The 25,857-nt window shown below is 66.3% G+C and carries 25 protein-coding genes and 1 tRNA gene; 4 read left to right on the top strand and 22 right to left on the bottom strand.

The window, feature by feature from the left end:
* Positions 1 to 16 precede the first annotated feature (16 nt).
* The 4 genes from ACKN61_RS06115 to ACKN61_RS06100 form a co-directional block, all read right to left on the bottom strand.
* Positions 17 to 664, bottom strand: a complete 648-nt coding sequence (locus tag ACKN61_RS06115; RefSeq protein WP_408952736.1) for a hypothetical protein — start codon at positions 662 to 664, stop codon at positions 17 to 19.
* 78 nt (positions 665 to 742) lie between these two features.
* Entirely contained in the window at positions 743 to 1,369 is a 627-nt protein-coding gene (locus ACKN61_RS06110) for a LysE family translocator (RefSeq protein ID WP_408952735.1), read from the bottom strand.
* 94 nt (positions 1,370 to 1,463) lie between these two features.
* A complete protein-coding gene (locus tag ACKN61_RS06105) occupies positions 1,464 to 2,474 on the bottom strand; it encodes a class I fructose-bisphosphate aldolase (RefSeq protein ID WP_408952734.1) in 1,011 nt (336 codons plus the stop codon).
* Between the two features lie 245 nt (positions 2,475 to 2,719).
* Positions 2,720 to 4,570: a hypothetical protein gene (locus tag ACKN61_RS06100; RefSeq protein ID WP_408952733.1), complete on the bottom strand. Its 1,851-nt coding sequence runs from the start codon at positions 4,568 to 4,570 to the stop codon at positions 2,720 to 2,722.
* Between the two features lie 193 nt (positions 4,571 to 4,763).
* Between ACKN61_RS06100 and ACKN61_RS06095 the strand changes: the two genes are divergently transcribed.
* Positions 4,764 to 6,110, top strand: a complete 1,347-nt coding sequence (locus tag ACKN61_RS06095; RefSeq protein ID WP_408952732.1) for a hypothetical protein — start codon at positions 4,764 to 4,766, stop codon at positions 6,108 to 6,110.
* Between the two features lie 172 nt (positions 6,111 to 6,282).
* Here ACKN61_RS06095 and pyk read toward each other — a convergent pair whose 3' ends face one another.
* From pyk to ACKN61_RS06070, 5 genes are all read right to left on the bottom strand, one after another.
* Positions 6,283 to 7,749, bottom strand: a complete 1,467-nt coding sequence (gene pyk, locus ACKN61_RS06090; protein ID WP_057917106.1) for a pyruvate kinase — start codon at positions 7,747 to 7,749, stop codon at positions 6,283 to 6,285.
* 187 nt (positions 7,750 to 7,936) lie between these two features.
* Positions 7,937 to 8,989 carry a catalase family protein gene (locus ACKN61_RS06085; protein WP_408952731.1) on the bottom strand — a complete coding sequence of 351 codons (1,053 nt, stop codon included), beginning with the start codon at positions 8,987 to 8,989 and terminating at the stop codon, positions 7,937 to 7,939.
* 223 nt (positions 8,990 to 9,212) lie between these two features.
* Positions 9,213 to 11,021 (bottom strand): protein-disulfide reductase DsbD family protein, encoded by a 1,809-nt coding sequence (locus ACKN61_RS06080; RefSeq protein ID WP_408952730.1) that lies wholly within the window; start codon positions 11,019 to 11,021, stop codon positions 9,213 to 9,215.
* A complete protein-coding gene (locus ACKN61_RS06075; RefSeq protein ID WP_408952729.1) occupies positions 11,022 to 12,125 on the bottom strand; it encodes a TlpA family protein disulfide reductase in 1,104 nt (367 codons plus the stop codon).
* Between the two features lie 447 nt (positions 12,126 to 12,572).
* Positions 12,573 to 13,109: a hypothetical protein gene (locus ACKN61_RS06070; RefSeq protein WP_408952728.1), complete on the bottom strand. Its 537-nt coding sequence runs from the start codon at positions 13,107 to 13,109 to the stop codon at positions 12,573 to 12,575.
* Positions 13,110 to 13,330: 221 nt separating this feature from the next.
* Here ACKN61_RS06070 and ACKN61_RS06065 point away from each other — a divergent pair, with 221 nt between their 5' ends.
* The 3 genes from ACKN61_RS06065 to ACKN61_RS06055 all read left to right on the top strand — a co-directional run bounded on the left by ACKN61_RS06065 (position 13,331) and on the right by ACKN61_RS06055 (position 15,188).
* Entirely contained in the window at positions 13,331 to 13,750 is a 420-nt protein-coding gene (locus tag ACKN61_RS06065; RefSeq protein WP_408952727.1) for a hypothetical protein, read from the top strand.
* A 292-nt stretch (positions 13,751 to 14,042) separates the two neighbouring features.
* Positions 14,043 to 14,471, top strand: coding sequence for a hypothetical protein (locus ACKN61_RS06060; RefSeq protein ID WP_408952726.1), 429 nt, complete (start codon positions 14,043 to 14,045; stop codon positions 14,469 to 14,471).
* Between the two features lie 366 nt (positions 14,472 to 14,837).
* A complete protein-coding gene (locus ACKN61_RS06055; RefSeq protein ID WP_408952725.1) occupies positions 14,838 to 15,188 on the top strand; it encodes a hypothetical protein in 351 nt (116 codons plus the stop codon).
* 178 nt (positions 15,189 to 15,366) lie between these two features.
* Here the strand turns inward: ACKN61_RS06055 and ACKN61_RS06050 are convergent.
* The 13 genes from ACKN61_RS06050 to ACKN61_RS05990 all read right to left on the bottom strand — a co-directional run bounded on the left by ACKN61_RS06050 (position 15,367) and on the right by ACKN61_RS05990 (position 25,635).
* Positions 15,367 to 15,442 (bottom strand) — tRNA-Lys (locus tag ACKN61_RS06050).
* Positions 15,443 to 15,546: 104 nt separating this feature from the next.
* On the bottom strand, positions 15,547 to 16,245 hold the full coding sequence (gene queC / locus ACKN61_RS06045) for a 7-cyano-7-deazaguanine synthase QueC (protein WP_223619778.1): 699 nt from the start codon (positions 16,243 to 16,245) through the stop codon (positions 15,547 to 15,549).
* A 277-nt stretch (positions 16,246 to 16,522) separates the two neighbouring features.
* Entirely contained in the window at positions 16,523 to 17,200 is a 678-nt protein-coding gene (queE, locus tag ACKN61_RS06040) for a 7-carboxy-7-deazaguanine synthase QueE (RefSeq protein ID WP_223619777.1), read from the bottom strand.
* 10 nt (positions 17,201 to 17,210) lie between these two features.
* A complete protein-coding gene (gene ybgF / locus ACKN61_RS06035) occupies positions 17,211 to 18,008 on the bottom strand; it encodes a tol-pal system protein YbgF (protein WP_408952724.1) in 798 nt (265 codons plus the stop codon).
* A 78-nt stretch (positions 18,009 to 18,086) separates the two neighbouring features.
* The gene (pal, locus tag ACKN61_RS06030; protein WP_031373504.1) at positions 18,087 to 18,608 is read right to left on the bottom strand and encodes a peptidoglycan-associated lipoprotein Pal; all 522 of its coding nucleotides are present in this window, start codon (positions 18,606 to 18,608) and stop codon (positions 18,087 to 18,089) included.
* Positions 18,609 to 18,691: 83 nt separating this feature from the next.
* On the bottom strand, positions 18,692 to 20,011 hold the full coding sequence (gene tolB, locus ACKN61_RS06025; RefSeq protein WP_031373503.1) for a Tol-Pal system beta propeller repeat protein TolB: 1,320 nt from the start codon (positions 20,009 to 20,011) through the stop codon (positions 18,692 to 18,694).
* Between the two features lie 228 nt (positions 20,012 to 20,239).
* Positions 20,240 to 20,650, bottom strand: a complete 411-nt coding sequence (locus ACKN61_RS06020; RefSeq protein ID WP_408952723.1) for a TonB C-terminal domain-containing protein — start codon at positions 20,648 to 20,650, stop codon at positions 20,240 to 20,242.
* A gap of 24 nt (positions 20,651 to 20,674) precedes the next feature.
* Positions 20,675 to 21,625: a cell envelope integrity protein TolA gene (locus ACKN61_RS06015; protein WP_408952722.1), complete on the bottom strand. Its 951-nt coding sequence runs from the start codon at positions 21,623 to 21,625 to the stop codon at positions 20,675 to 20,677.
* Positions 21,622 to 22,071, bottom strand: coding sequence for a protein TolR (gene tolR / locus ACKN61_RS06010; RefSeq protein WP_031373500.1), 450 nt, complete (start codon positions 22,069 to 22,071; stop codon positions 21,622 to 21,624). Before tolR ends, ACKN61_RS06015 begins: the two co-directional genes overlap by 4 nt.
* 113 nt (positions 22,072 to 22,184) lie before the next feature.
* Positions 22,185 to 22,964 carry a protein TolQ gene (gene tolQ, locus ACKN61_RS06005; RefSeq protein WP_057917001.1) on the bottom strand — a complete coding sequence of 260 codons (780 nt, stop codon included), beginning with the start codon at positions 22,962 to 22,964 and terminating at the stop codon, positions 22,185 to 22,187.
* A gap of 115 nt (positions 22,965 to 23,079) precedes the next feature.
* Entirely contained in the window at positions 23,080 to 23,517 is a 438-nt protein-coding gene (ybgC, locus tag ACKN61_RS06000; RefSeq protein WP_408952721.1) for a tol-pal system-associated acyl-CoA thioesterase, read from the bottom strand.
* Positions 23,514 to 24,551, bottom strand: coding sequence for a Holliday junction branch migration DNA helicase RuvB (gene ruvB / locus ACKN61_RS05995; RefSeq protein ID WP_057916999.1), 1,038 nt, complete (start codon positions 24,549 to 24,551; stop codon positions 23,514 to 23,516). The genes ybgC and ruvB overlap by 4 nt, the downstream gene beginning before the upstream one ends.
* 634 nt (positions 24,552 to 25,185) lie before the next feature.
* Positions 25,186 to 25,635 carry a cupin domain-containing protein gene (locus ACKN61_RS05990; RefSeq protein WP_223619773.1) on the bottom strand — a complete coding sequence of 150 codons (450 nt, stop codon included), beginning with the start codon at positions 25,633 to 25,635 and terminating at the stop codon, positions 25,186 to 25,188.
* Positions 25,636 to 25,857 lie beyond the last annotated feature (222 nt).

The following is a 25,857-nucleotide window of genomic DNA, read 5'->3' as shown; positions in this document are numbered from 1 at the left end:
CTGGCGGCGCGCGCGCTCAGTTGCGGAACACGAGATACCACAGCGTCACTGCCGCCACGGCGATCAGCAACGCCCACCACAGCATCCCGGCGTTGCTTTCGTCGCGCCGGACGGTACCGTCGGCGCGGCCGCTCAGGCCGCGCTTACTGCGCTGACGTTCGTGGTCGAGCACGCGCCTGATCGCCTCCGCGTTCGCGAGCCCGTGGGTCTTTTCCAGCAGTTCCAGCGCACCGACCCGGTCGCCGCGCAGCAGCGCCATGGTTACATCGGCGGGCAAATCGGCGCGACCGGCGCCCACCCCGGTGGTGGACGCGTCCGCGTGTTGCCCGCGCAGATGCGCATCGACCACCGCGAGCGCATCGCGCAGGTCGAGCCGGTGGACCGCGCGCACGATCTTGACCGCCTCGATCTTGTTGCCGCTGCGCAGCGCCAGCTCGGCCTGCGCCGGGAAACCCTCGGGCGGCGACGGTGCCTCGTCGGGCGCGGCGTGGAGTTGCCCGCCTTCGGCAGGCTGGCGCTGGTTATGCTCGACCGCGTTCTTCGCGTCGCGCAGGCCCAGTCCCGGATTCGCATCCAGCACCAGCTTGATCGCCTCGATCTTGCGGCCCGCGCGCAACAGCGTGGCGGCCTGCGGCGGTATGAAGGGCGTGCGGTGGTCGCTCATCGCGGGGCTCCTTGCCGGCTGCGGATCCCGCCAGCCTAACGGGCCGGGGCCGGATCCGTCACGCCCGCACGCCTCGCCTCAGCGCGACGACCACGCCAGCCTGGCGCCGAAGCCCAGCATCATGGTGCCGATCAGGCCGTCCAGCGCGCGCGCTGTCCGCGCGCTGCGCAAGGTCCCGGCCATGCGCGAGGCGGCCACCGCGACCACGCACAGCCACACGGCGCCGATGCTGTAATGCAGGCCGATCATCAGCATCGAATCGCGCGCCATGTGCACGCCCGGGGCGAGGAATTGCGGCAGAAACGCGAGATAGAACATCGCGATCTTCGGATTGAGCGCATTGGTCAGCGCGCCCTGCGCGAACGCGCGCCACAGCCCGGTCGCGGGCGCGGCCAGCTCCGGCAGCGGCGCGTCGGCGCGCGGCCGCAGCGCCGCGCGCAGCGCCTTCGCGCCCAGATACGCCAGATACGCAGCGCCGAGCATTTTCACTGTCCAGAACGCGCGCTCGGAATACATCAACAACTGGGTCACGCCCAAGGCGAACAGCGCGACATGGAACAGCCCGCCGAAGGTGATGCCGGCGACCGCCGCAAGCCCGCGGCGCGCGCCGCCGAGCGCGTTGCCGATCACCAGGAACGTGTCGGGGCCGGGCATCAGCGTCAGCATCAGCGCTGCAACGGAGAAAGCGAGCCACTGGGTTTCCATGCGTCCGGGTCCGTGCAGGTTGAAAGGAACGGTAGGCGCCAACGAAAAACGCCGGCGCGAGGCCGGCGTTTTTCCGATGCGTCGTAGCCGAAGCTTACGCCGCCGACTTCCACTGGCCCAGCGCTGCCAGGCCGTTGGCCTTGGCGCGCTCGTACACGGTCTGCTGGGCCTTGGCGATGTTGCCGACCAGGTCCTGCGACCACAGCTTCAGCGCCGCCGACTGCATGGCGCGGCCGTAGGAGAACGACAGCGGCCACGGGTTCGGGCCCATCTGGTTCATCGCATTGAGGTGCGCGGTGGCGTCCTCGTCGGACTGGCCGCCCGACAGGAACACGATGCCCGGCAGGGTCGCCGGCACGGTCGACTTCAGGCACTGCAGGGTCGCCGCGGCGACGTCGTCGATGCTGGCGCGGTCGCTGGCCAGGGTGCCCGGCAGGACCATCGACGCCTTCAGGATGGTGCCTTCGAGCACCACGCTCTGCTCATACAGCGCGCCGAACAGCGAGCGCAGGGTCACTTCGGTGACTTCGAAGCAGGTGTCGATGTCGTGGCTGCCGTCCATGATGACTTCCGGCTCGACCATCGGCACCAGGCCCTGCTCCTGGCACAGCGCGGCGTAGCGCGCCAGCGCGTGGCTGTTGGCCTCGATGCAGGTGCCCGACGGGATGTCGTCGCCGATGTTGATGACCGCGCGCCACTTGGCAAAGCGGGCGCCGAGCTTGTAGTACTCCTCCAGGCGCGCACGCAGGCCGTCGAGGCCTTCGGTCACGACTTCGCCGGGGAAGCCGGCCAGCGGCTGCGGGCCCTTGTCGACCTTGATGCCCGGGATCACGCCGTTGTCCATCATGACCTTGGTGAACGGCACGCCGGCCTTGGTCGACTGACGGATGGTTTCGTCGTACAGGATCGCGCCGGAAATGTAGTCGCCGATCTTCGGCGTGGTGAGCAGCAGCTCGCGGTAGGCGCGGCGATTTTCTTCGGTGTTGTCGATGCCGACGCCGGCGAAACGCTTGGCGATGGTGGCGTTCGACTCGTCGATCGCGATGATGCCCTTGCCCGCGGCGACCATGGCCTGGGCGGTTTCGGCAAGCTGTTCGATGCTCATGGAGATCCTGCGGCAGCGGTGGGAAGCCCGCGATTATAGCCGCTGACGGTGAACCTTGCCCCCTCCTTGGGCCTGTCGAATCAGGCACTTGCGCTCAGTTTCGACGGAAACCGTTTTCAGCGCATGGCCGTCATCGATGTCACAGCCGCCGCTGGAGGAAGCCGATGGTGACTTTGGGACCGGCCTCATACCGGAGGCATGAGGCCGGTCCACAGAGCTCATTTACGCCAAGCCGGTGTCCACGCTCAGAACGGGATCGCCTCGAGGGCATGGCACCCGGTGTACTGACAGAACAGAGTCGACGACGGGGACGGCTGATTGCTGTCGCCCTTCAGAATTCCGTAATAGAACTCAGGGATGGGCGGACTGGGCGGGCTATGCGCTGTGGACAGCGAACTGTGGACATCGCTCATCCGGAACCAGATCAGATATGTCAGCCAGGGCATGGCCGCAGGATCGGGAGATTGACTCAACGACAAGGTGTGCTGCATCCAATCGCGCAACTCCGTGGGCGAACGATCCACGCATGAATTGGCGTTACAGGAAATCGCCGAAGAGTTACCTGCCTCGGAAAGGATCACCGGCACACTGCCGTCGCCGTACTGTTCAAGCACATCGTGAATCGCATTGTTGCGGTCCACCCAAGTTTGCTGGTTCGCGTCCTGAAAGATATAGGGGTGCCAGGACACACCGTCGAAGTAGTCGCGCGCATTGGTACTGGGGCGATTGCCGGCAGCGATATTCGCGTACAGCGATCCGATGAAATTGGCGATCGGAGCCAGTGTCTTATCGTCCATCGGCGAAGGCGGCGGCATGAACGTCAATGCGTCCGGATTGCCGGCCTTGATGCCGCGCCGTGCATGAAACATCAGGTCCATGGTGATGTCGACCCGGTCCTGGTCGGTGAACCTCAGCCGCCTGTTCTGACAGGCACCACGTTGCCCCTCCAATGGTGGGGCGAACACATCGAAACCTTTTTCGTCCATCCTCACGCCGTTGGTCTCATTCGCGATCTGCCACAGTTTGATTTGCGGATAGGCGCTCGCGATCGTGGTCCAGCTTCGCTCGTAGCGCGCCAGGAATTCGGCATAGGGCGTATTCGCCGAACGCTGGTCCGGACACGGCAAGACCCAGGATTGCCCCGAACGCTCCGGCACGCCGGTCAACCAAGCCGGGAACGAGTTGTCCATGCCGACCAAGGTGATGTTGGCGTCCGCCAATGCCTGGATCGCGCGCTGATGCAGGTAAGCGTAGGGACCGAGCGTGTTTTCGTCGGTCAGGATATGCGTATTGAGCATCCACATGCGGAACACGCGCGGGCGCAGCCCCTTTGCCAACAACACCTCTCTGTCGACCTCGGCCTGCTGCTGGGCCGGATTACCAGGGAAACGCGCGACCGCGTTGGGCACGATGGGTTCGCCCAGTCCCAGGCTGCCCTTTCCCGCCGGCTGCAGGTTCGCGTTACGCGGTTTCCCGCAGTAATAGAAGGTGTAGTCGACGCTCGGCGTGCCGAATGCGGTGTACCTGCCGTAGCCGCCCGGACAGGTGTGCGCGACGCCGGTCGCCGGATTCGGATAAGGCGTCGCGCCATCGCCGGTCATGCCGGCGAAATCCATGCGCAGACCGCCCTCGGTATGCGGGCGATAGCAGTAATAGAGATTGTGATCGACGCTCGGCGTGCCCAGCACCTGCTGGCTTTGATAGCCGGTCGGGCACTCGTGGGTATGCGTGAACGGGTTGACGAAGTAGTAGTAACCCCGCCATGGCAAGGCGCCGTTGCCCGAGCCATTGGCCAGGCCGACCATGCCACCGAAGTCGTACAACGGCGCGCGGCCGGCGAGGTGCGGGCGCGTGCACAGGAACATAGACCAATCCACGTTGCCGGTGCCGAATACCTGCCTGGCGTCGTAACCCGTCGGACAGCTGGCCGCCCCGGTCGCGGGATTGTTGTAGTACTTGACTACCCCGCCCTCCGGGTAGAGACCGTACATGCCGCCGAAGTCGTATGCATCCTCGTCCGCGGCCCAGGCTGACGCCGAAGCCGCCATCGACGCGGCCAGCGCCGCCCGCCACATCCATTTGAATCGCTTGTTCATTCCAACCCCTGCCTTGATGATCCAGTCGCCGCGGCCGCACTCGACCGTTGCGATCGCCGTTGTAACCCGAGCTCATCGCAACAAGCGAGATGTGCCATCCCAACAGGCGGGGGCTGGCCGACCGGGCTATACACCGCCGTGGCGACCGACCTAAGCTCTACGGCCGAATCGCAGCCGCACAAGGATCGCGCGCATGACCCGGAACCACCCGTTTCGCCTTACTCCCTGGCCGCTCCAGGCGGCCCTGATGCTGAGCGCCTTTTCGGCCCTCCCCGCCACCGCCCTCGCCCAGTCCAGCGACGCCGACCGCGATTACCGCGAAGCCGTCGCCCATTGCGAATCGCATCCGCAGCCATCGGTCCGCTACGTCGTCGTCGATGCCGCGCGGATGCGTTCGTTGCCGCGCGCCGAGGGCGGCGCGGTCACCTCGGTACCGATCGGCGCCGAGGTCAAGGTGCAGTGCGTGCTCGGCGAATGGGTGCGCGCGACCTCGGAACGCCCGAACCCCTCGGTCGGCTGGATCCGCGCCGACCTGCTCGGGCCGCGCGCGCCGACCGCGGCTTCGCTGGAGCAGGACTACCGCCGCGCCGCCGGCGCCGAGCGGCGCACCATCGCCGAGCGCGCGATCGCGCTGCGCCCGTTCGCGCGCGACAGCCATCAGCTCTTGATCGACGCGTTGCAGGCCGACGGCGACAGCGCCGCGGCACAAGCCGCGATCCTGCGCCGCGAGCGCATGACCGCGCCCAAGGTCGAGCGCTTGGCCGGCGAGCCGCGCCTGTTGTTCGGTGTGGATGGCGGCTACCTGACCGCGATCGCGCGCATCGACGGCCGCGGCCGCTATGCCGATGCCGCGGCGCCGGACAGCACCTACACGGTCTGGCGCGGTTTCCACCTGTACCGCAACGGCGCCGCCGACGGACTGGTGCAGATCATCGACCGCGGCGACGCCGTCGGCCTCGGCATGGAAGCGCAGGTGCGCCGCCCGCCCGCGACCGAACGCGACGAACGCCTGAGCGGCCTGGCCAGCAACGACACGCTCGGCGCCGGTGCCGCCGTCATCGCGGCGAAAGTAAGCACGGACGAGCGTCGTGCGATCGAACGCGAGCTGCGTTCCGTGCTGGGCCGGCAGCGCCTGGACCGCGCCGCGGTCGAAAAGGCGCTGCGTCCTTATGACGAGGAAGAGCGCAGCGGCCTGCGCGTGCATGCGCTCGACCTGGCGGGCGGCAAGCGCCTGTTGGTCGCCACCGCGGTGGCGGCGGTGCCGCCGCGCAACGCTGACCAGGCCGATACCACCCTGGACTCAGTGTTGTTGTTGGAGGCCTCGGGCAAGCAATACCGCAAGGTCGGGGAAGTCGCACGTGAGACCGGCGGCGACGGGGTCGAGTCGCATTCCTTCCACGACGCCCTGGACCTGGACGGCGACGGTGTGGCCGAACTGATCTTCCGCCTCCACCAGTACGAAGGCAGCGAATATCAGATCTGGAGCCAGCAATCCGGCCAGTGGAAACCGGTATATGCGGGCGGCTACGTCGGCGTATGACGAGTGTCGGCGCCGCTCCTAGGGCAGGAGCCGCGTCCGGCTGGATTTCCTTCGGTTACGAGTCGCGACCTGGACCTCACCGCAGCGACGTAAGCGCGGTATCGCGGTCGCGGCTTGCGCCGCTCCTACCCGGGACGGTTCGGCGGCTCCTTATCCGAGCCGCCATATCGCCTCAGAGCTCGCCGAGCCCCTCGGCGCAACCGCCCTCGCCCACTTGCAGCAGGCGCAGGGTATTGGTCGCACCGTGCTGTTCCATGGTGTCGCCGCTGGTGAAGATCACCCGCTCGCCCTGGCCCAGCTTGCCGGCATCGAACAACTGCTTGACGACGTTGCGCGCGGCGTCGCGCGAGGCCAGGCCGCGGCTGTCGAAATCGATCGGGTAGACGTCGCGCATCATCGACATGCGCCGGCGCGCGCCGCCGTGGCGCGAGAACGCGTAGATCGGCGCATTCGAGCGGAAGCGCGAGAGGAAACGCACGGTGCCGCCGGATTCGGTCATGGCGACGATGGCGCGCACGCCAATGTGCTCGGACAGGAACATCGCCGCCATCGCGATGGCCTGGTCGGCGCGCTCGAGGTTGCGCGGCGCGGCCTCGAAATCGGTGTCGTGGTCGAACTGGCGCTCGGCGCCGAGGCAGATGCGCGACATCGCCTCGACCGCCTTGACCGGGTAACGGCCGGCCGCGGATTCCTGCGACAGCATCACCGCGTCGGTGCCGTCGATCACCGCGTTGGCGACGTCCAGCACTTCGGCGCGGGTCGGGATCGGGTTGTCGACCATCGACTGCATCATCTGGGTGGCGGTGATGACCACGCGATTGCGCGCCAGCGATTCGCGGATGATCTTCTTCTGCAGGCCCGGCAGCTCGGCGTCGCCGATCTCCACGCCCAGATCGCCGCGCGCGACCATCACCACGTCGCTGGCATCGACGATCTCGGCCAGGTTCTCGATGGCCTCGGCGCGCTCGATCTTCGACACCAGCGCGGCATCGCTGCCGGCGGCGCGGGCGATGCGGCGGGCCTCGTGCATGTCCTCGGCATTGCGGCAGAACGACACCGCGATGAAGTCGGCGCCGAGTTCGGCGGCGACCAGGATCAGTTCCTTGTCGCGCTCGGTCAGCGCGCCCAGGGACAGGCCGCCGCCGAGCTTGTTCAGGCCCTTGCGGTCCGACAGGGCGCCGTCGTTGAGCACGGTGGTGATGATGCGCTCGCCGTCGACCGCGCCGACGCGCAGTTGCAGCAGGCCGTCGTCGAGCAGCAGCACGTCGCCGGGGGCGACGTCGTTGGGCAGGCCGAGATAGCTCACCCCGACCTCACGCAGATTGCCCGGAGGGGCGCTCGCACTGGCGATCAGGTCGAAGCGGTCGCCGGCCTTGAGCAGGACCCGGCCTTCGGCGAAACGCTCGATGCGGATTTTCGGCCCGGGCAGATCGGCGAGGATGCCGACCTCCACACCGACCCGCAGCGCGGCCTCGCGCACGGCCTGCGCGCGCGCGACCTGCGAGGACGGATCGCCGTGCGAGAAATTCAGGCGGACGACGTCGACACCGGCATTGAGCAAGGCGTCGAGCACGCCCGGCGGATCGGTGGCCGGGCCGAGGGTGGCGAGAATCTTGGTGCGTCGCGGGCTTGAGGACATGGCGGGCTCTCTTGACTGTCGGCCAAACTAGCACAGCTTCGGCGACGGTCGAACCCGCTGCGCGCGAGCACATTCCATCCGCAGGCGCGATTGGAAAAAATCGCCCGGATTTGCCATTGCACAAGCACCGCCGCTGCAATCCGGTGCCGTATGCCGATCGGATCGGCGATCGCACGCTGCCGCGGCGTTACGGCCCCCGCTGCTTGACCGAATTCATCTCATGCCGGACCCGGCTGATGCGGTCGTAGATCAGCTTGCGCAAGCGGTTGGTCGAGCCCAGCGGGCGGTGCTCGGGCAACGAATGCCAGGGGCTGTAGGCGATGTCCTCGCCGAGACGGTTGCGCTCGGGGGTGTCGAATTCCTGGCGCGGGATGTGGATCGTCGCGACTTCATGGAACGGCGCCTGCGCCTCGTCCCAGGCGGTCATCGAATCTTCGACGCTCATGCTGTCGGAGGTCCTGGGCTGGACCAGGAATTTCAGGACCACATCGTGTTCGGCGAGCGTGCGCTTCATCGCCTCGCGCAGATAATCGGGGCCGCGCTGCGCCGGCATCGGGTCGACCTCGGCCGTGGCGGGCATCACCGAAAACTTGATCGCCCGGCGCTCGGCGCCCACCCCGAGCTGATACGGCACCGCGGAGAAATACCGGATCTGCAGCGGGTTGGAAATCTTGCCGCTGCTGATTTCCTTGGCGCGCAAAGTGCCCTTCAGGCCGAGCGCGAACGGGATCGTGACCTTGTCGAGCAAGCGGCCGCTGCTGGCTTTCTCGACCAGGGACAGATAACGATGCGGATCGTTGGCCAGGAACACCGGGTGATTGATCATGACGAAGTCCTGGGTGGTGGCTTCGCGATCGTTCTCGAGCAATTTCTCGCCCGGCACCCCGAGCAGCTTGATCGCCATGCCGCGGCCGTCGTCGTTGTCGTCCGAACGCGTCGGGTCGCCGGCCCCGTTGGAGAAACGGATCCACGCCTGATAGACCTTGCCGGGCACGAACACGCCCTGGGCCAGCTCCGGCGGCAGCGAATCGTTGACGCGGAACTCGGCCTCGACGAAGCCGGTCGCCTTGGGATGCGCGTCGCGCCGCGCCTGCCCGGGCCGGTACTGCTCGCGGATCGATTTCTCGATCGCATCGGCGATCTGCAGCGCCAGATCGGACTCGTGCGGATACAGCGCTTCGCCCAGCATCTCGTCGACGCTCGGATACGGAAGGTCTTGGTGTGGGCGATTCGCAGACATGACGCTCTCCTCAGGGTCGGGCCACCGTGGCGTCAAACCACCGTGGTATCGGGCCGCCGCCAGTCGACGGCGGCCAACGGCGATGCGAGCGGACCACGACGGAGCGCGAAGCGGCTGACGTGGCGAATGGCTGGCGTCGAAGCCGGACTCTAATCCGGCCGCCGTGAAGAGCTCTCACACCTGTATGACTGGCCGGCCGCGACGGCCGGCCGCGCTGACCGCGCTAACCGCCCAGCATCGGCGAGGCCGGCGAACCGCCGTGCTCCAGGGCATCGGCGATGCCCTGCAAGGACAGCACCGCGGGCAGTTTCGTCCGCCGCCCCTCGCGGTCGTAACCAACGTACAAGGGCACGCCGACCGCACCCTGCTGCTTGAGCCAGGCGGCGATGACCGCATCGGGCTGGGTGTAGTCCGCGACCAAGTACACCGCATCGGCGTCTTTCAGCAGAGCGCGAAAGCCGTCGCGTTCGAGCACGGCGGTCTGGTTGACCTTGCAAGTCAGGCACCAGTCGGCGGTGACGTTGACGAACACCGCACGGCCCTGGCCGCGCAATTCTGCGAGCCGTGCGGGGGTGAAACGCTCCGCGCCGGGCGGCAGTCCGGCTTTCGACGCGACGGACGGCCCCGCATCGCCTGTGCGCGCCCCCAACATCGCCAGCGGCGAGAGCGACAAGGCAACGATGAGGACCGCGAGCAGGCGATGCCGGGCCCCGCCGAAGCGATGCTTCTCGAACCACCACAGCCCGAGGATCAGCACCAGCGCGGCCAACAATACGATCGCCATCGCGTCCACGCCGCGTTGCTTGCCGAGTACCCACAGCAGCCACACCGCGGTGGCGTACATCGGGAAGGCCAGCCATTGCTTCAAGCCGTCCATCCAGGCCCCCGGCCTGGGCAGCCAGCGCGCGGCGCGCGGCACGAATGCGATCAGCAGGAACGGCGCCGCCAGCCCGAGCCCCAGCACGACGAATACCGCCAACGCCAGCCACGGCTGCGGCGAAGCCAAGGCATAGGCCACCGACGCGCCCATGAACGGCGCGGTACACGGGCTGGCGACGACGCAGGCCAACACGCCGGTGACGAAGTCGCCGAGTAACCCACGGCCCTGGGCATGTCGTTGACCGACACCGGCCAGGCCGGCGCCGAAATTGATCACGCCGGACAAGCCCAGGCCGACCGCCAACATCACCAGCACCAACAGGCCGATCACCCACGGTTGCTGCATGTGGAAACCCCAGTCCGCGCCGCCGCCGGCGGCCCGCAAGGCCAACACCACCCCGCCCAATGCAGCGAACGACGACACCACGCCGGCGGTGTAGGCCAGCGCACGCCGCTTGGCCCCGACCGAGTCGTCCGCCGCGTGCAGGATCGAGAAGGCTTTCAGCGACAACACCGGCAACACGCAAGGCATCAGGTTCAACAACAGGCCGCCGGCGAACGCCATCAGCAACATGCCCCACCAGGGCGATGAGGCCTGTTCTTGCGCACGCAGCGACGGCGGAACATCGAACGACAGCCGCCGCAGCGTGGGCGGATAACAAACGCTGTTCTCCAGGCAGCCCTGGAAGCTCAACGTGAGTTCCAGCCGCTGCGGCAGCGGCGCATCCGACCGCAGTGGGACGCGCAGCCGCGCATGTTCGTAGAACACCGTGACCTCGCCGAACTGCGGGTCCTTGTGTTGCCGGCCTTCGGACCATTGCAGCCCGCCGAGCGCTTGCGGCGCATCGGCGGCCCGCAGGGAAAACCGGTCGCGGTACAGGTAATAGCCCGGCGGCATCCGCCATTCCAAGGCCACGCTGCCGTCTTCCAGCAGTTTCGAGGTCAATGCGAAAGCTTGTTCGACCGGCAGCGGCTCGGCATCGACGACCGAGCGGCCCGGATCGGAAGCGCCGCTATCGGAAGCGGCACTGGTAGTCGCCTCCTCGGCGAACCCAATCGAAGGCGACAGCAGCACCGCCGCCGCCAATACCAGACCGCGTGCCGTCGAACCGGCCCATCGCAGGGCTCGGGCATTGCGCAGCAGATCGGTCATTCAACGAGCCCCTGCCGCGTCGCCGCGCGCCATGCCGCCCGCCCCACCGAGCAGGGACTGCAGACGCGACGGCAACGCATCGTCGACCTCGATGCGCCGCAGCAGCCGTCCATCGGCGCCGACGACCAGCACGGCCGGCACGCGCCGGATGCCGAAACGACGAAACAGCACGCCGTCGCGATCCAGACTCAACGGCACCGGCACCCGGTGCTCGTTGCGGTAATCGCGCAGGTCCTGCTCCGACGCCCACAAGCCCGAGGCGATGCCGACCCAACGCACGCGACGGTCGCGCCCCAGAGATACCAATTGCTCGCGCAGCACGCGGCATTGCTTCGACGATTGCGGCCGCGTCTTCTGCAAATAGCTTTCGCACCAAGGCGAGAGGAAAGCCAACACGCTCGGTCGCAGGCCCAGCGGATCGGTCAAGGCGAGCTTGCGCGCTTCGAGGGTGAGGATCTTCGATGTCGGCACCGGCTCGCCGATTCGGAGAATATTCCGTGCAGGTGCGGCAGGCGTTTCCCCGACGAGCGCGCGCGCATCGAACCCCGGCATGCTCCGCGCCTGCGCGACCGCGGCATCGAGCCGCGCATCGGCCAGATGCCCGACATAACGGACGGTGCCGTCTTTGCCGATCACTACGTGCTGCGGCGTGACCCGCAAGCCGAAGCGTTCGCCGAGCGAACCGTCGTCGTCGCGCACGATCGGCATGCTCAAGCCGAGCTCGCGCCGATACGCCTTGATCTGCTCGGCCGTGTCGTCGAAACCGATATTGACCGCGACCACCTGCAGATCGTCGCCGGCACTGCGCTGTGCCTTCTCGAAATGCGGCATCTGCTCCCGGCAGGGCACGCACCAGGTGGCCCAGAACTTCAAATACACCGCCTTGCGGCCGCGCAAGGCGCCCAAGTCCAAGCGCTGACCATCGACGGTAGTCAGAACGAGCGCCGGCACCGCTTGCCCGACCAGGCGCGCGCCGACCTGTTGCGCGTAGTCCTTGCCGGTTTCGGCCCGTGCTGGCCGAACGCCGCCCGACCACCACAGCGCGAGTAAAACACAGGCAGCCACCGACGTTCGCGCCCATAGGCGCGAGGAGTACACAGTCATACGGATTCCTCGATAAGAGACAGCAAGGCGATGCGCGCAATCGGCCCACCGGGCACGGACGGCCCGAGGCCGCCCTCGCATGCATCGCCACTTCGAGGCCTCACGCTACGGCCCGACTGGTTCCTTGAGTGAGCCAGTCCCCGCGAATCCGACCGGACCAGTTGCCAGTCTCGGATTCGTGCAAATCCGGCCTGCGAAGCGCGTCGATGACGGCGTAACTTCGCGTCCGTCCGTCGTGCTACATGGCGTCGAGCAGTGATCCTTTGCGGCTTACGGCTCCGAGGCACTCGGCAGCCGAGTGCCTGTCGCTTAGTGCTCGCTTCCATGGCGCCGGTTCGATGCACCGGGCCACGAGCGGTCCAGACCGCGGCAGCATCGTCGACCTTACGGTCTCTTGCGCCGAACCGAGAGGCGTCGAGCCGCTGGGCCCAACGCAAACTCCGACGCTTACTGGATCGCGTCGCCGTACCCGCAACCCACCGTCACCCAGCCCGGCGCATACGAGACATCGACCAACACGCGCACCGTCTTCTCGCCCGGCAACACCTTGCGATAGTCCAGCCCCTTCCAGTCGTAAGTCTCGATCATCGCCGCCAGATCGGGGCGCGGACTCATGCCGCCGATGCGCTTGGCCAGCGCCTCGCCGACCTTCAACTCCTGCCCGGCCGGCACCTTATAGGCCAGGTGCATTTCCTGCCGGCTCGGGAAGTTGACGTAGCTCGACTTCTCGCCCCACGCCGACAGCGGCTGCGCGCTCTTCCACAGCATCAACGCGGCGTCGCCGCCATCGTCGGTCTGGGCCAGGCCCTCGATCTGTTCGGCGTTGAGCTCCTCGCCGAACGCGTTGACCTGTTCCATGCTGAGCTTGCACTCGACGAAATCGGCCACCCGCTTGGCGGTGGCGTCCTGCGCCGAAGCCAGCATCGGCGCCAGTGCCACGGCCAAGGCGGCGAAAGACAGGATCTTGTTGCGGTAGTTGGACATGGTGTCTCTGAGTTCCGGTTGCGGATCGTGTATCCGCTAGTCATGACGAAGCAGGGGCGCGAATCCAGTACGCTCGTAACAGTTTCCGGATTACTGAGGCATCGTGTCGGCCTGGGGCCAACTCGCTGGGCAATGAATATGGGGACTGCAGCAAAAAGACACGCCCCCAAAGCCTACCTGTTCGAGCAGCAAAGACGCCTTAGATCGGCTCGGAGTCAAATATGATTGCCAGGAATGAATTGGAAATCTATTTAGCCAAAGTGACGCAGAAATTTAGCGCCACAGAAGCGCACGTAATCCTTATGCGTTTTATTTGTCGCTGCTTGCCTCTCGCCCAGGAATTCCTTCCAGAAACCGGACGGAATGCGTTGAACTTGGCTACGGCATTCTGGCTGAGCGGAGAAGGGCAAGCGGAGGACTTGCTAACTGCCCGCATTGATTGCTGGAACTATCTGGACTCCAAGCATCGAAGCACCGAGATCCAAGACCGCGAGGATGCAGCGATGCGAGCTGTTATATGTGTTCTTTACGCAGAACCCGAATCTGATGATTTTTCAGCCGAAGCGGTGCGCTGGTTTGCGGACATGTTCGATCGCCTTGGCGATTACTCGAACGAAACCGCACAATTGATGAAAGACTGATGCGGCAATGGGGCCACCGGCCAATTGAAATCGCCACGAACAACTGAGCCGATTCAAATAGCCAAGTCAAAGTGCCCGTACCGGTAGATAGCGCCGGAGAGGTTGCAAACAACAAGGGCCGCATCTGCGGCCGTTGCTGCGCTTGAAAATCAGCCGGATATTGGCGGCCAGCAACCGGTTCAGAGCCCATCTTCCGCAGCCGTGGCCAAGCAGCCCTGGAAAACAGGGCCCCACTAATCACGAATGACAAAGCCCTAAAAAGAGCCATAAACGAAATGGGCGGAACAACACGATGATCGAACTAAAAGAAGTCACAATCACCACGGACAAGCTCGTCACCCTTGGGAATTCGCTGCTTGCCATTGCGCACATGAATAAAGGCGAGCGGCCTGCTGACATTGCATTTACATTCAATGACCAGCAATGGATTGAAAAAGACTTTGCCGAGCTTCAATTTTCAACAGAAACCCGGCAAATAATGCCTAACGTAGAATCAGTCCAATGGGATCGCTTACTCATCGTTACTGGCCTCAGACGCTGTCTATTATTCAAAATGAGCCCAGCCCATACCATTGAAAATATCGAACTATTTCGAGGCGAAAACGACGACACCGGTTTCTACAAGATCGAATTCAAACAGTGTGGACAATTCTTACTTTGCGTCTATGAAGGAGGCGTTTTTGCAGTCTCCGTCGACGGAAAAATGGCATGGCATAAATAGAAGCCTTGGGATGATGAATTGATCTCGACAGACTCCGATCGAATTACCTTCCTCATGGAGGGCGGGGAGACTTACGCACTTGACCTTTCGACAGGCAAACAACTTTCTGCTGAACAGAAAATTTGAGCCGAGATTGGGGCAACCAATCACACCTGACTCGCGCCAAGAGCCCCGGGACTGCTCATGTCTAGGCACATACAGCTAGCCACTGCTAGCTCGCTTTGCCGTTATCTGACCGAAAGTACAAATCGTATGAATTCGCGACGGACCGCTCGGATTAGCAACACCCTCACGCGCCCTTTACGCATCGCCGCCCGGACTGCGCCATCGTTGCGGTCCGGGGGCGATCAAGCCGAGTGCGTCGTCATGGTCATGAAGCCGATTCCGAAGTACGTCCGCCGGGTTGCGGACGCGAACCTGAGTTATTGGGTCCTGAACTATCCGTCGGCGCCGTTCCACCGACCGGGGCTCACCTTTCGCGATTACGGCCCTGCGCTGTATCTGGGCATGATGACCTTCGAAGAGCATCCGGAGCGTTTCTTCGACGATCCGCGTTCGGACTTGCGCGGTCGCTATGAAGCGCTGAAGGGAAACTCGCCGCTCGCTTGGCCCGAAGCGCGCCGGGTGGCTTGGGCGGCATGGGAACGCGCTCACGCGCAAGCCCTCGCCTGTCAGACGGGACCGATCGAATCGCTGCGCTTGTGCGCTCACGCGTAACGCGCTGCGCTCGAAGCAACGGGGGTAGCTGGTCGTCTGTACGACTCCTGGCCGAAGCAACGGTTATCTCGTTCGCTGTATCGGCCCATCCAGCTCAAGCAAGCTGGGCACTGATCGGCGCCGACGGCGCCCGCAAAGAAAAAAGCACCTGGACGCGAGTCCAGGTGCTTTTCTTGTTTGGTGGGTCGTGAAGGATTCGAACCTTCGACCAAAAGATTAAAAGTCTTCTGCTCTACCGACTGAGCTAACGACCCGAAGCGGTTGCTGCGGTCCCGGCGCTGCGCCGGGCCGGTGATTCTAACAAAACCTGTGGGGCGCAGTCAGGCCCCCCAGGCCAAAGCTGTTCAGACGGCCGGCCTCAGACGTAGCGGGTCGGGTCGGCCACGCCGGCCGCGCTGAAGCCTTCGGCGCGCAGGCGGCAGGCGTCGCAATGGCCGCAGGCGCGGCCGTCGGCATCGGCCTGGTAGCACGAGACGGTCTCGGCGAAGTCCACGCCCAGGCGCAGGCCCTCGCGGACGATATCGGCCTTGCTCATGAACTGCAGCGGGGCCTGCACCCGCAGGCCCGCGCCCTCGACGCCGGCCTTGGTCGCCAGGTTGGCCAGGCGCTCGAAGGCCTCGACGAACTCGGGGCGGCAGTCGGGGTAGCCGGAGTAGTCGACGGCGTTGACGCCGCAGAAGATGTCGTTGGCGCCGAGCACTTCGGCCCAGCCCAGGGCGATCGACAGCATGATGGTGTTGCGCGCCGGCACGTAGGTGACCGGGATGTCGTCCTTGGCCGCGGCCGCGCCGATGGCGTGGCCGTCGTTGTCGAGCGGCACCGAGATGGCCTCGTCGGTCAGGGCCGAGCCGCCGATGCTGCGCAGGTCGACGCTGACGGTCTTGTGCGCGACCGCGCCGAGCGAGCCGGCGATGCGGGCGGCGGCGTCGAGTTCGGAGGTATGGCGCTGGCCGTAGCGCACGCTGAGCGCGTGCACGGCATAGCCCTGTTCGCGCGCGATGGCGATGACGACGGCGGAGTCCATGCCACCGGAAACGAGGACGACGGCTTTTTTCATGAGGTCGGGTCGGGAATCGGGAATCGGGAATCGGGAATCGGGAATCGGTAAAGGCTAAACGATGAAGCTGATGCCGGGTTCGTCATCCCCGCGAAGGCGGGGATCGAGGGCTTCACCGCGGCATGACTCTGAAGTCTCTGGACTCCCGCCTTCGCGGGAATGACGAGCACGAGCAGAGCCAGCAACGAGAGCCGAAGTCCTTATCGGCGCTTCCAGCTCGGGACGAGTCTCGGTCACGCACTCGAGTCCCGAGCCCCGAGTCCCGAAACCCGGCCTCTCACCGCCCCGGTTCGTCGTTCCAGAGAATCTTGTGCAGTTGCAGCTGGAATCGTACCTGCAGGCGGTCGGCGACGATCCAGTCGGCCAGATCGCTCGGCTTGACCTGGGTGAAGCTCGGCGAGAACAGGACGTCGCAGATCCCGGTCAGGCGGTGCTCGGCGACGATGCCCTTGGACCACTCGTAGTCCTCGCGGCTGCAGATCACGAACTTGATCTGGTCGCGGGCGGTCAGCAGCGGCAGGTTGCTCCACAGGTTGCGGTGGGCTTCCTTGGAATCGGGGGTCTTGATGTCGAGCACGCGCGAGACGCGCGGGTCGACCGGGCCGATGTCGATCGCGCCGGAGGTTTCCAGCGAGACCTCATAGCCGGCATCGCAGAGTTTCTGCAGCAGGGCGATGCAGCGCTTTTGCGCGAGCGGCTCGCCGCCGGTGACGCAGACATGGCGGGCGCCGTGCTTGGCGACCTCGGCCAGGATGGCGTCGAATTCCCACCATTCGCCGCCGTGGAAGGCATAGGCGGTATCGCAGTACTGACAGCGCAGGGGGCAGCCGGTCAGGCGCACGAAGACGGTCGGCCAGCCGATGCTGTTCGACTCGCCTTGCAGCGACAGGAAGATTTCGGTCAGCCGCAGGCGTTCGGACGACGCTGCGGCCGTCTCGGTGGCAACGGCGTTCATCGGGTATCGGTCAGTTGCGCAGCCGGCTCAGCTGGATCGCATTGAGGCGATCGGAAGCCGTGCGGGCGGCGTCGGTGCCGGGATAGCGGGTAGCGACGTCGGCGAGCGTGCGCTCGGCGGCATCGACCTGTTTGAGGCCGAACTGGGCCAGACCGACCTTGAGCAGCGCGCCGGCGGCCTTGTCGTGGGTCGGGTAGCGATCGAGCAGGGTCTGGAATTCTTCCTGCGCGAGCTGGTAATTCTGGGTGACGTAATAGCTTTCGCCGAGCCAGTACAGCGCGTTGGGCGCGTAGGCACCGCTCGGGTAGTTGGCCAGGAACGCCTGGAACAGCCGGGCCGACTCGACGTACTGGCCGGCCTTGAGCGCATTGAAGGCGGTGTCGTAGGCGCCGCGCTCGTCGCCGCTCTGGGCGAGCAGACCGGCATCGCCGTGCACCACCGGTGCGCTGTCCCTCACCGCCGCCGAGGGCGACGGTGCAGGGGGTGCCTGCGGTGCAGCGGCCGGAGCCGACGGCGCCACCCCGCCTTCGAGGCGGTTGAGGCGGTTGTCGGTGTCCAGGTACTGCGCCTTGTTCGTGTCCTGCAGCTGCTTGGTCGTCTGCTGCAGTTCCTCGACCTGGGCGCGCAGGGCCTGCAGCTCGGTCTTGAGCTGGGTGACCTGGTTGAGCAAGTCGAGGTTGGCCTGGTTGTCCGAGGCGCGCTGCTCGAGGACCGCGACGCGGTCGGCGAGGCTGGCGCGCTGGGCGAACGCGGGCGTGGCGGCCAGGCAGGCCGCCGCGATCGCCAAGGCTAGTGCGAACTTACGCATCGCTTAGATCAACCTTCGTTCTTCGTTCGGTCGGTGGACGGCGCCGATGCCCCGGCGCCGCCCTGCGCGACACCGCTATTACTTGGCGGTGTAGACGATTTCGACGCGACGGTTCTTGGCCCAGCAGTCTTCGTTCGACTCGGTGCAGACCGGGCGCTCTTCGCCGTAGGAGGTCACGGTGATCTGGCTGCCCGAACCGCCGTTGGCCTGGATCGCCGAGGACACCGCGTTGCCGCGACGCTCGCCGAGGCCGAGGTTGTACTCGCGGCTGCCGCGCTCGTCGGCGTTGCCTTCGAGGGTCATGCGCGAGGACGGGCGGTCGCGCAGGTACTTGGCGTGGCAACCGACGATGGCCTGGAATTCCGGCTTCAGCGAATCCTGGTCGAGATCGAAGTAGACCACGCGCTGGCGCAGGCAGGCATCGGTGTCGAGGTCGTTCGGGCCGTAAGCGCCCGAGGCGACCGGACCGGTGTCGGACGGCACGGTGGTGGACGGGCCGGTGCCGGAATCGGTCGGCGGAGCTTCCTTGACCTTCTTCGAGCAGGCGACGGCCGCGGTACACAGCACGGCGGCGAGCAGGATGCGGGCGGTGTTGTTCATTGGTATTCCTCGTCAGTTTGTAACGTGGGGCAGGAGTCGTTCGGGGGTGTGGCGCGTCCGCGCGCAGGGAAACGCCCGGCCGCTTATCGCGGCAGGCGGTAGGGTCCCCAGGCCGGTTCGCGCACGTCGCCGTCGGCGAGCACCAGGCGCTGGCGCACCCGGGCATCGGCTGAAACGGCATAGAGCACGCCACGGCGTCCTTCGCGCGCAGCATAAATGATCATGGAGGCATTCGGGGCAAAGCTCGGCGACTCGTCCAGCGAACCCGGCGACAGCGTGCTCCAGCGCGGCGAGCCCAGGCTGCTGTCCATCATCGCGATCCGATAGGTATTGCCGGCGCCCTGCGCGGTGGCGATCTTCTTGCCGTCGAACGAAACACTGGCGCTGGCGTTGTAGCTGCCCTGGAAGGTGACGCGGGTGGCGCCGCCGCCGCTGGCCGAAACCTGGTAGATCTGCGGCTTGCCGCCGCGGTCGGAGGTGAAATAGATCTTGCTGGCGTCGGCGGCCCAGGTCGGCTCGGTGTCGATGCCGAAGTGGTTGGTCAGCTGGGTCAGCGCCTTGCTGCCGAGGTCCATCACGTAGATCTCGGGGTTGCCGCTGCGCGACAGGGTCAGGGCCAGGCGGCGGCCGTCCGGCGAGAACGCCGGGGCGCCGTTGATGCCGCGGAACTTGGCGATCAACTCGCGGCTGCCAGTGCCGATGTTCTGGATGTAGATCGAGGAATTACCGCCCTCGAAGCTGACGTAGGCCAGGCGCGCGCCGTCCGGGCTCCACGACGGCGACAGCAGCGGCTCGGGCGAGCGCACCACGGTCTGCGGGTTGTAGCCGTCGGAGTCGGCGACCATCAGCGCGTAGTTGCTGCCGCGGCCGACGCCGGTGGCGGTGACGTAGGCGATGCGGGTGAAGAACGCGCCGCGCACGCCGGTGATCTTCTCGTAGACGGCATCGGCGATCTGGTGGGCCACATCGCGCATCGCGTTCGAACGTGCGGTCAGGGCGAAACCGAGCAGGCGCTGCTGCTTGGCCACGTCGAACAATTCGTACTCGACCCGGTAGCTGCCGGCGCCGGCATCGACCACGCGGCCGACCACGATGTAGTCCTGGTTGAGCGCGCGCCAATCCGGGTAGCTGATCTCGCTGCCCTTGGTGGGCTTGGCCGCCATCTGCTCGACCGGCAGGCCGCGGAACTGGCCGGAACGGTTGAGGTCGTTGCGCACGACCTCGGCGACGTCGGTCTGCGGCGCGGCGCCGCTGCCCTGGTAGGGCATCGGCACGACCGCGATCGGCAGGGCCGAGGCGTTGCCGCCGACGATGTCGATTTCCAACCCTTGCTGTTGGGCTGCGGCGGCGAGGGGAAGCAGGAGAGCCAGCAGCGAGGCCAGCCAGCGCAGGGGTCGTTTCATCGGCACTCCGTGATCGGTCGACGCGGGTTGTTCAGGTTCGGCATTGTTAACGTTGGAGGGTGAACGTGGGCTCAAAAGCGGCGGTCAATTTACATTCCGGCCTTGCCGAATCGGCCCAACGGTCGCGATCGGCGCCCATTCCGGCTCATTTGGGACATGAATGGGGCTTCGGCAGCCCCGGATCGGAGTCCGGCAGGTCGGCGGGCCGGCCCTGCCCTCGCCGATGGATCAGCGCTCGCGCAGCCGCTTCCACCAACGCCGGGGCTTGGACACCACCGGGTCCTCGTCCTGGACCCGGAAGCTGAGCTGGATCTGCGGCCGGAACACCTGTTGATAGCCCTGGTAGGGCAGCGGCGAGGCCTGGCGCACGGCGGCGAGCAGGGACAGCCGCCCGGCCTCGTCCAGGCTGCAGGGCTCGATGACCTGCACCGACAACACCCGACCGCCCGGCGCCTGGCGCAGGTCCACGCTGCAACTGGCGTCGGCCGGCGTGGTGGCCGGCGGCGCCCATTGCTCGTCGATGGTGGCGCGCAGGACTTCGGCGTAGCGCTGCTGGTTCTGCGCGACCCGGTCCGACTGGGCCAGGCCGGCCGCGGACAGCGTCGACAACGCGAAGCCGGCCAACAGCCTCAGACGCATCGACGCTCCCCTCGCCCCGCCCACTTAGCGGTCCTGGGCTTTGAAGTTGAGATTGAGGTTGCGCTGGAACACCGACTCGAAACCCGCATACGGCAAGGGCTGGGCCTTGAGCACCGCGGCTTCGATCGAACGCCGGCCCTGCTCGTCGTAAGAGCACGGCTCGACCACCTCGACCGCGAGCACGGCGCCGCCGGGCGACTGACGGATGTTCAAGCGGCAGCCCGCGCCGAGCGGCACGCTGTCGGGGCGCGTCCACTTCTCGACGATCGCGGCCTGCAGCGCGGCGGCGTACTTGGCCGCCAGGCCGGCGTCGACGCCCTGATTGCCGGTGGTCGCCGGCGCCGTGGCGGCGGCGTTCTGGCTGGCCTTGGCGGCGCGTGCGTCGGCGATCTGCTGCAGCTTCTGCTCGCTCAGGCTCTGCTCGCGCTGCAGCTTGGCGCGCTCGGCACGGATCTTCTCCAACTGCTTGTCGCGTTCCAGTTGCTCGGCGGCCAGGCGCTTTTGCTGCTGCGCTTCTTCCTGACGCTTCTGCTCGGTCAGGTCGACCTGTTCCTGGCGCGCTTTGGCTTCCTGGACCTTTTGTTCCTCGGCGCGGTTCGGCGTCGGCGTGTCGACGACCTGTTCCTGCGTGGTTGTGTCCGGCACCGGGATGAAGTCTTGCGGCGATTGCTGCTGCGGCGCGGTCGCGTCCTGCGGCTTGGGCTCGGGAATGGGCTGCGGCAAGGGCGAAGCGTCCTCCGGCTCGGGCAGCGGCAGCGGATCGACCGGCTCGGGGCGATTGCGCAGGGTGCGCTGCATCGCCGCCGAGAGATCGCTGACGTCGGTCAGTTCCGAGGACAGCGGCGAGCCCGCCGCAGACACCTGCGCGCTGTTCCAGTTCCAGAGCATGCTCAGGAAGATGGCGGCGACCAGCAGGCCGTGCAGAAGCACGGCCAGCATGATGGCTTGCGCGGTGTCGGCGCGGGTTTCCCTCATTTCTTCGCGCCCTTCTCGGGCTGGCTCATCAGGCCGACCTTCTCGACGCCGACATCCTTGAGGATGTTCATCACGTCCATCACCGGCTGATAGTTCGAGCGTCCGTCGGCGGCGATGTAGACCTGCAGTTTTTCCTTGCCGTTCTGCTTGACCAGCGCGCCGACCTTGGTCGCCAGGGTTTCGCGGTTGACCGCTTCATTGCTGCCGGCCTTGACCGCAAGGAAGTAATTGCCCTGGGCGTCGACCTGGACCACCACCGGGTCTTGCTTGGTCTCGATCGACTTGAGGTTGGAATTGGGCAGGTCGACGTCGATGCCGAGGGTCAGCAGCGGCGCGGTGACCATGAAGATGATCAGCAGCACGAGCATCACGTCGATGTAGGGAACGACGTTGATCTCGGCCTTGAGTTTGCGTTTGCGCGGGCGGCGGATGGCGGTGCCGGACATGGCGGAATTCCTCGTCGGTTACGCGTTGCGGTCGCGCTGGCCGTGGCGCAGCGGACGCGGGCGGTGCAGGCAGCGGTGCGGGCGGCCGTACAAGCGATGGGGCGCGAGCCGCATCACTCGTCCAGGTGGGCCTGGCGCTGCAGGATCGAGGAGAACTCTTCGGAGAACGCGTCGTAACGCACGGCCAGGCGCTCCACGCCGGTGGCGAAACGGTTGTAGGCCCACACCGCCGGGATCGCCACGAACAGGCCCATCGCGGTGGCCAACAACGCCTCGGAGATGCCGGGGGCGACGTCGGCGATGCCGACCTGCTTGGAGGCCGAAACCAGCGAATGCATGGTCACCATGATGCCGAACACGGTGCCGACCAGGCCGATGTAGGGCGAGGTGGAGCCGATGTTGGCGAGCAATTCGAGGTTGTGTTCCAGGCCGTCGAGTTCGCGCGAGCCGGTCGCGCGCATCGCCCGCTGGGCGCCTTCGAGCTGGGCGCGGGCGTCGACGCCGCGGCGCTGGCGGATGCGGTTGAACTCGCGGAAACCGGCCTCGAAGATCGCCTCCAGGCCGCCCATCGCGCGGTTGCGCTCGGTGGTGCCGGCATACAGCTTGGACAGCTCGGCGCCCGACCAGAAACGCTCTTCGAAATGATCGGCTTCGCTGCGTGCGCGGCGGATCACCTTCCATTTGCGGAAGATGATGATCCACGAGGTGATCGAGGCGATCACCAGCAGGGCCATGATGAACTGGACCGGGAGGCTGGCCTTGATCACCAGGTCCCAGAGATTGAAGCTGGCGGCTTCGCCGGCCGCGGCGGCGCCTTGGGTCACGGCCTGGACGGCTTCCTCCGGCAGGGCTTCCACGGTCGTGGCCAGAAGCGCGATCAGCGATGACGTCATGCTTGGTTCTCCGTAGCCCGGTACGCGGGCCTGTGGTGGGGCTGGGTGGTCCGTGGGGAGTAACGAACCGCCGGATGATTTGGGTTCAACGGTGACCTGGGCGCGATGCCTGGGCTCAGTCGTCGCGGCCGGCCTGGACTTCCTGCGCCTGCAACTGCGCGAACAAGGCCGGTGGAATCGCGCAGGGACGCAGATGCTCGGCATCCACCGCGGCGACCCGGACTTCGGCGCCGATCAGCGTTTCCTCGCCGCGCCGCACGGTCTGCGCGAAGATCAGGCTGGCGCGGCGGCAACGCCGCAGTTCCACCGTGACCTCCAGCGCATCGTCGAGCCGCGCCGGTTTGAGGAAACCGATCTGCATGCCCGCGACCACGAACAACAGCCCGTGATCGCGGCGCAAACCGTCCTGGCCGTAGCCCAGGGCGCGCACCCATTCGGTCCGCGCGCGCTCCAGGAACGCCAGGTACTGGGCGTGATAGACCAGACCGCCAGCGTCGGTATCTTCCCAATAGACGCGTGTCGGCCAACTGAACACCGATTCAACCGCGCTCATGGCTCGGAGGCCTCTTCGAACAGCCCGGCCGTGTCGGCGCGGGGTTTCAGGCCCATATGGCGGTAGGCACGCTGGGTCGCCATGCGGCCGCGCGCGGTGCGGATCAGATAGCCCTGCTGGATCAGGAAGGGCTCGATCACGTCCTCGAGCGTGCCGCGTTCCTCGCTGAGCGCGGCCGCCAGCGACTCGACCCCGACCGGGCCGCCGTCGAAGGATTCGATGATGGTGCGCAGCAGGCGCCGGTCGAGATCGTCGAAGCCTTCCGGATCGACCTTGAGCATGGCCATGGCGGCATCGGCGGTCTGCAGATCGATGTTGCCGCCGGCGCGCACCTGGGCGAAGTCGCGCACCCGCCGCAGCAGGCGGTTGGCGATGCGCGGGGTGCCGCGCGAACGGCGGGCGATTTCCGCCGCGCCCTCGGGGGCGCAGGAAATGCCGAGGATCTGCGCCGAGCGGCGCACGATCCGGGTCAGGTCCTCGGTGTTGTAGAACTCCAGGCGCTGGACGATGCCGAAGCGGTCGCGCAGCGGCGCGGTCAGCAGGCCGGCGCGCGTGGTCGCGCCGATCAGGGTAAACGGCGGCAGGTCGAGCTTGATCGAGCGCGCGGCCGGGCCTTCGCCGATCATGATGTCGATCTGGTAGTCCTCCATCGCCGGATACAGCACTTCCTCGACCACGGGCGAGAGGCGGTGGATCTCGTCGACGAACAGCACGTCGTGCGGCTGCAGATTGGTCAGCAGGGCGGCCAGGTCGCCGGCCTTCTCGATCACCGGGCCCGAGGTCTGGCGCAGATTGACCCCGAGCTCGTTGGCGATGACGTGGCTGAGCGTGGTCTTGCCCAGGCCCGGCGGGCCGAAGATCAGCACGTGATCGAGGGCCTCGCCGCGGTGCTTGGCGGCCTCGATGTAGATCTTGAGCTGCTCGCGCACCGGCTGCTGACCGAGGTACTCGTCCAGGCGCTTGGGCCGGATCGAGGCCTCGATGGCGTCGTCTTCACGGGTCGAGGAGGCAGCGATGATGCGGTCTTCGGTCATACCGCTATGTTCGCATGGGACGGCGCGCGGGCGCAGGGCGGAAAGTACCGGGGTTTACCCATCGCGGGCCGTTGGGGCATGTAGGCGGGCTGGTCAGCGTGCCGCGGGAACCGGTTGCCGCGCGAATGCGGACAGTCGGGAGCTGTGAGACAGATCGCCCCCTTTGGCAAAGGGGGCGGGCGGCCAGCGCCGTGGGGCGAAGCGAGGACGTCGGAGCGCCGGGGGATTTGCTGTGGGTGGCGCTAAAGGCAAATCCCCCCTACCCCCCTTTCCAAAGGGGGAACCGCAAAAGCGGAAGCAAGAGGCGGAGAGATAGTGGCGCGTTGATGCTCAACAACGACGGGCGATCAAATTGCCGCGCGGCCGCTGAAGTTCGGGAGATGGGAGAGAATTCGCCCCCTTTGGCGAAGGGGGCGGGCGGCCGGCGCTATGCGGCGAAACGAAGACGCCGGGGCGCCGGGGGATTTGCTGTGGGTGGCGCTAAAGGCAAATCCCCTCTCCCCCCTTTTTTCCAAAGGGGGGAACAGCACGGCGAATGTGGGAGGCGGGAAGCGGGAGGCAGACGCGGGAAGCAGAGAAGCTGGAAGACCGGCAAGCTCAGAAGCTCAGAAGCTCAGAAGTAGAAACGCGCGCCTCAAGCGAAATGCACGTCGTAGCGGTCGTGCACTTCGGCCAGCGCTTCGGCGTCGACTTCGCCGCGCATGATGCTCGGCAGCATGCGGAAGTAGTCGAACCGGTCGATGCCGGGGGTCAGGGTGATGAATACGTCGGCGACTTGGCCGGGGGCAGCGCCGAAGGAATGCACGACGCCGGGCGGTATTACTGCATAGCCGCCTTTTTCGACGGTTACGGTCTCGCCGTCGATGAGCATCTCAAGCGCGCCGTCGAGCACGTAAAACGCTTCGCTCGAACGTTTGTGGTGATGCGGCTTGGCGCCGGCCGCGCCGACTTCGAGGCGCAGCCGGTTGGCGCCGAGTGCGCCGCAGCAGTCGCTGGCGTCGGCCAGCAGCCACAACTGGGTGCCGTTGCCCTGCAGGGTTTCGGCATCTTGCTGCCGGATCACGAAAGCGCGGGAGCGGGTCATCGCGGAACCTCATCGTCGGAAAGTGCGACGAGGCTAGGCGCGACCGGTACGAAGCGGCAATCCAGCGCCGATGGAACGATTTTTCCCGAATTTCCCGCGCGCACCAGTGTGTTGCAGCGGCGCTGTTGCGCCGGCTGGAACTCGGGCTTCGCAGCCGGCCGAACGGTGGCGGCGCCCTCGCCTCGGACTTCGGATTCGCCAAGCCGCAGCACCGCTGCGGCT

Source organism: Lysobacter sp. Hz25 (assembly GCF_046097045.1).
GTDB lineage: Bacteria > Pseudomonadota > Gammaproteobacteria > Xanthomonadales > Xanthomonadaceae > Lysobacter > Lysobacter antibioticus_B.
This window is presented reverse-complemented; position numbering and strand designations above follow the sequence as displayed.

What these genes read in the sequence shown, in the direction of transcription:
- pyk (WP_057917106.1), bottom strand. Translation starts at nt 7,749, where the DNA reads ATGTCCTCAAGCCCGCGACGCACCAAGATTCTCGCCACCCTCGGCCCG.
- ACKN61_RS06060 (WP_408952726.1), top strand. Translation starts at nt 14,043, where the DNA reads ATGATCGAACTAAAAGAAGTCACAATCACCACGGACAAGCTCGTCACC.
- queE (WP_223619777.1), bottom strand. Translation starts at nt 17,200, where the DNA reads ATGAACGCCGTTGCCACCGAGACGGCCGCAGCGTCGTCCGAACGCCTG.
- ACKN61_RS06075 (WP_408952729.1), bottom strand. Translation starts at nt 12,125, where the DNA reads ATGACTGTGTACTCCTCGCGCCTATGGGCGCGAACGTCGGTGGCTGCC.
- ACKN61_RS06115 (WP_408952736.1), bottom strand. Translation starts at nt 664, where the DNA reads ATGAGCGACCACCGCACGCCCTTCATACCGCCGCAGGCCGCCACGCTG.
- ACKN61_RS06070 (WP_408952728.1), bottom strand. Translation starts at nt 13,109, where the DNA reads ATGTCCAACTACCGCAACAAGATCCTGTCTTTCGCCGCCTTGGCCGTG.
- ACKN61_RS06080 (WP_408952730.1), bottom strand. Translation starts at nt 11,021, where the DNA reads ATGACCGATCTGCTGCGCAATGCCCGAGCCCTGCGATGGGCCGGTTCG.
- tolR (WP_031373500.1), bottom strand. Translation starts at nt 22,071, where the DNA reads ATGTCCGGCACCGCCATCCGCCGCCCGCGCAAACGCAAACTCAAGGCC.
- tolB (WP_031373503.1), bottom strand. Translation starts at nt 20,011, where the DNA reads ATGAAACGACCCCTGCGCTGGCTGGCCTCGCTGCTGGCTCTCCTGCTT.
- ACKN61_RS06095 (WP_408952732.1), top strand. Translation starts at nt 4,764, where the DNA reads ATGACCCGGAACCACCCGTTTCGCCTTACTCCCTGGCCGCTCCAGGCG.
- ACKN61_RS06105 (WP_408952734.1), bottom strand. Translation starts at nt 2,474, where the DNA reads ATGAGCATCGAACAGCTTGCCGAAACCGCCCAGGCCATGGTCGCCGCG.
- pal (WP_031373504.1), bottom strand. Translation starts at nt 18,608, where the DNA reads ATGAACAACACCGCCCGCATCCTGCTCGCCGCCGTGCTGTGTACCGCG.
- ACKN61_RS06065 (WP_408952727.1), top strand. Translation starts at nt 13,331, where the DNA reads ATGATTGCCAGGAATGAATTGGAAATCTATTTAGCCAAAGTGACGCAG.
- ruvB (WP_057916999.1), bottom strand. Translation starts at nt 24,551, where the DNA reads ATGACCGAAGACCGCATCATCGCTGCCTCCTCGACCCGTGAAGACGAC.
- ACKN61_RS06015 (WP_408952722.1), bottom strand. Translation starts at nt 21,625, where the DNA reads ATGAGGGAAACCCGCGCCGACACCGCGCAAGCCATCATGCTGGCCGTG.
- ybgC (WP_408952721.1), bottom strand. Translation starts at nt 23,517, where the DNA reads ATGAGCGCGGTTGAATCGGTGTTCAGTTGGCCGACACGCGTCTATTGG.
- ACKN61_RS06100 (WP_408952733.1), bottom strand. Translation starts at nt 4,570, where the DNA reads ATGAACAAGCGATTCAAATGGATGTGGCGGGCGGCGCTGGCCGCGTCG.
- ACKN61_RS05990 (WP_223619773.1), bottom strand. Translation starts at nt 25,635, where the DNA reads ATGACCCGCTCCCGCGCTTTCGTGATCCGGCAGCAAGATGCCGAAACC.
- ACKN61_RS06055 (WP_408952725.1), top strand. Translation starts at nt 14,838, where the DNA reads ATGGTCATGAAGCCGATTCCGAAGTACGTCCGCCGGGTTGCGGACGCG.
- ACKN61_RS06020 (WP_408952723.1), bottom strand. Translation starts at nt 20,650, where the DNA reads ATGCGTCTGAGGCTGTTGGCCGGCTTCGCGTTGTCGACGCTGTCCGCG.
- tolQ (WP_057917001.1), bottom strand. Translation starts at nt 22,964, where the DNA reads ATGACGTCATCGCTGATCGCGCTTCTGGCCACGACCGTGGAAGCCCTG.
- ACKN61_RS06110 (WP_408952735.1), bottom strand. Translation starts at nt 1,369, where the DNA reads ATGGAAACCCAGTGGCTCGCTTTCTCCGTTGCAGCGCTGATGCTGACG.
- ACKN61_RS06085 (WP_408952731.1), bottom strand. Translation starts at nt 8,989, where the DNA reads ATGTCTGCGAATCGCCCACACCAAGACCTTCCGTATCCGAGCGTCGAC.
- ybgF (WP_408952724.1), bottom strand. Translation starts at nt 18,008, where the DNA reads ATGCGTAAGTTCGCACTAGCCTTGGCGATCGCGGCGGCCTGCCTGGCC.
- queC (WP_223619778.1), bottom strand. Translation starts at nt 16,245, where the DNA reads ATGAAAAAAGCCGTCGTCCTCGTTTCCGGTGGCATGGACTCCGCCGTC.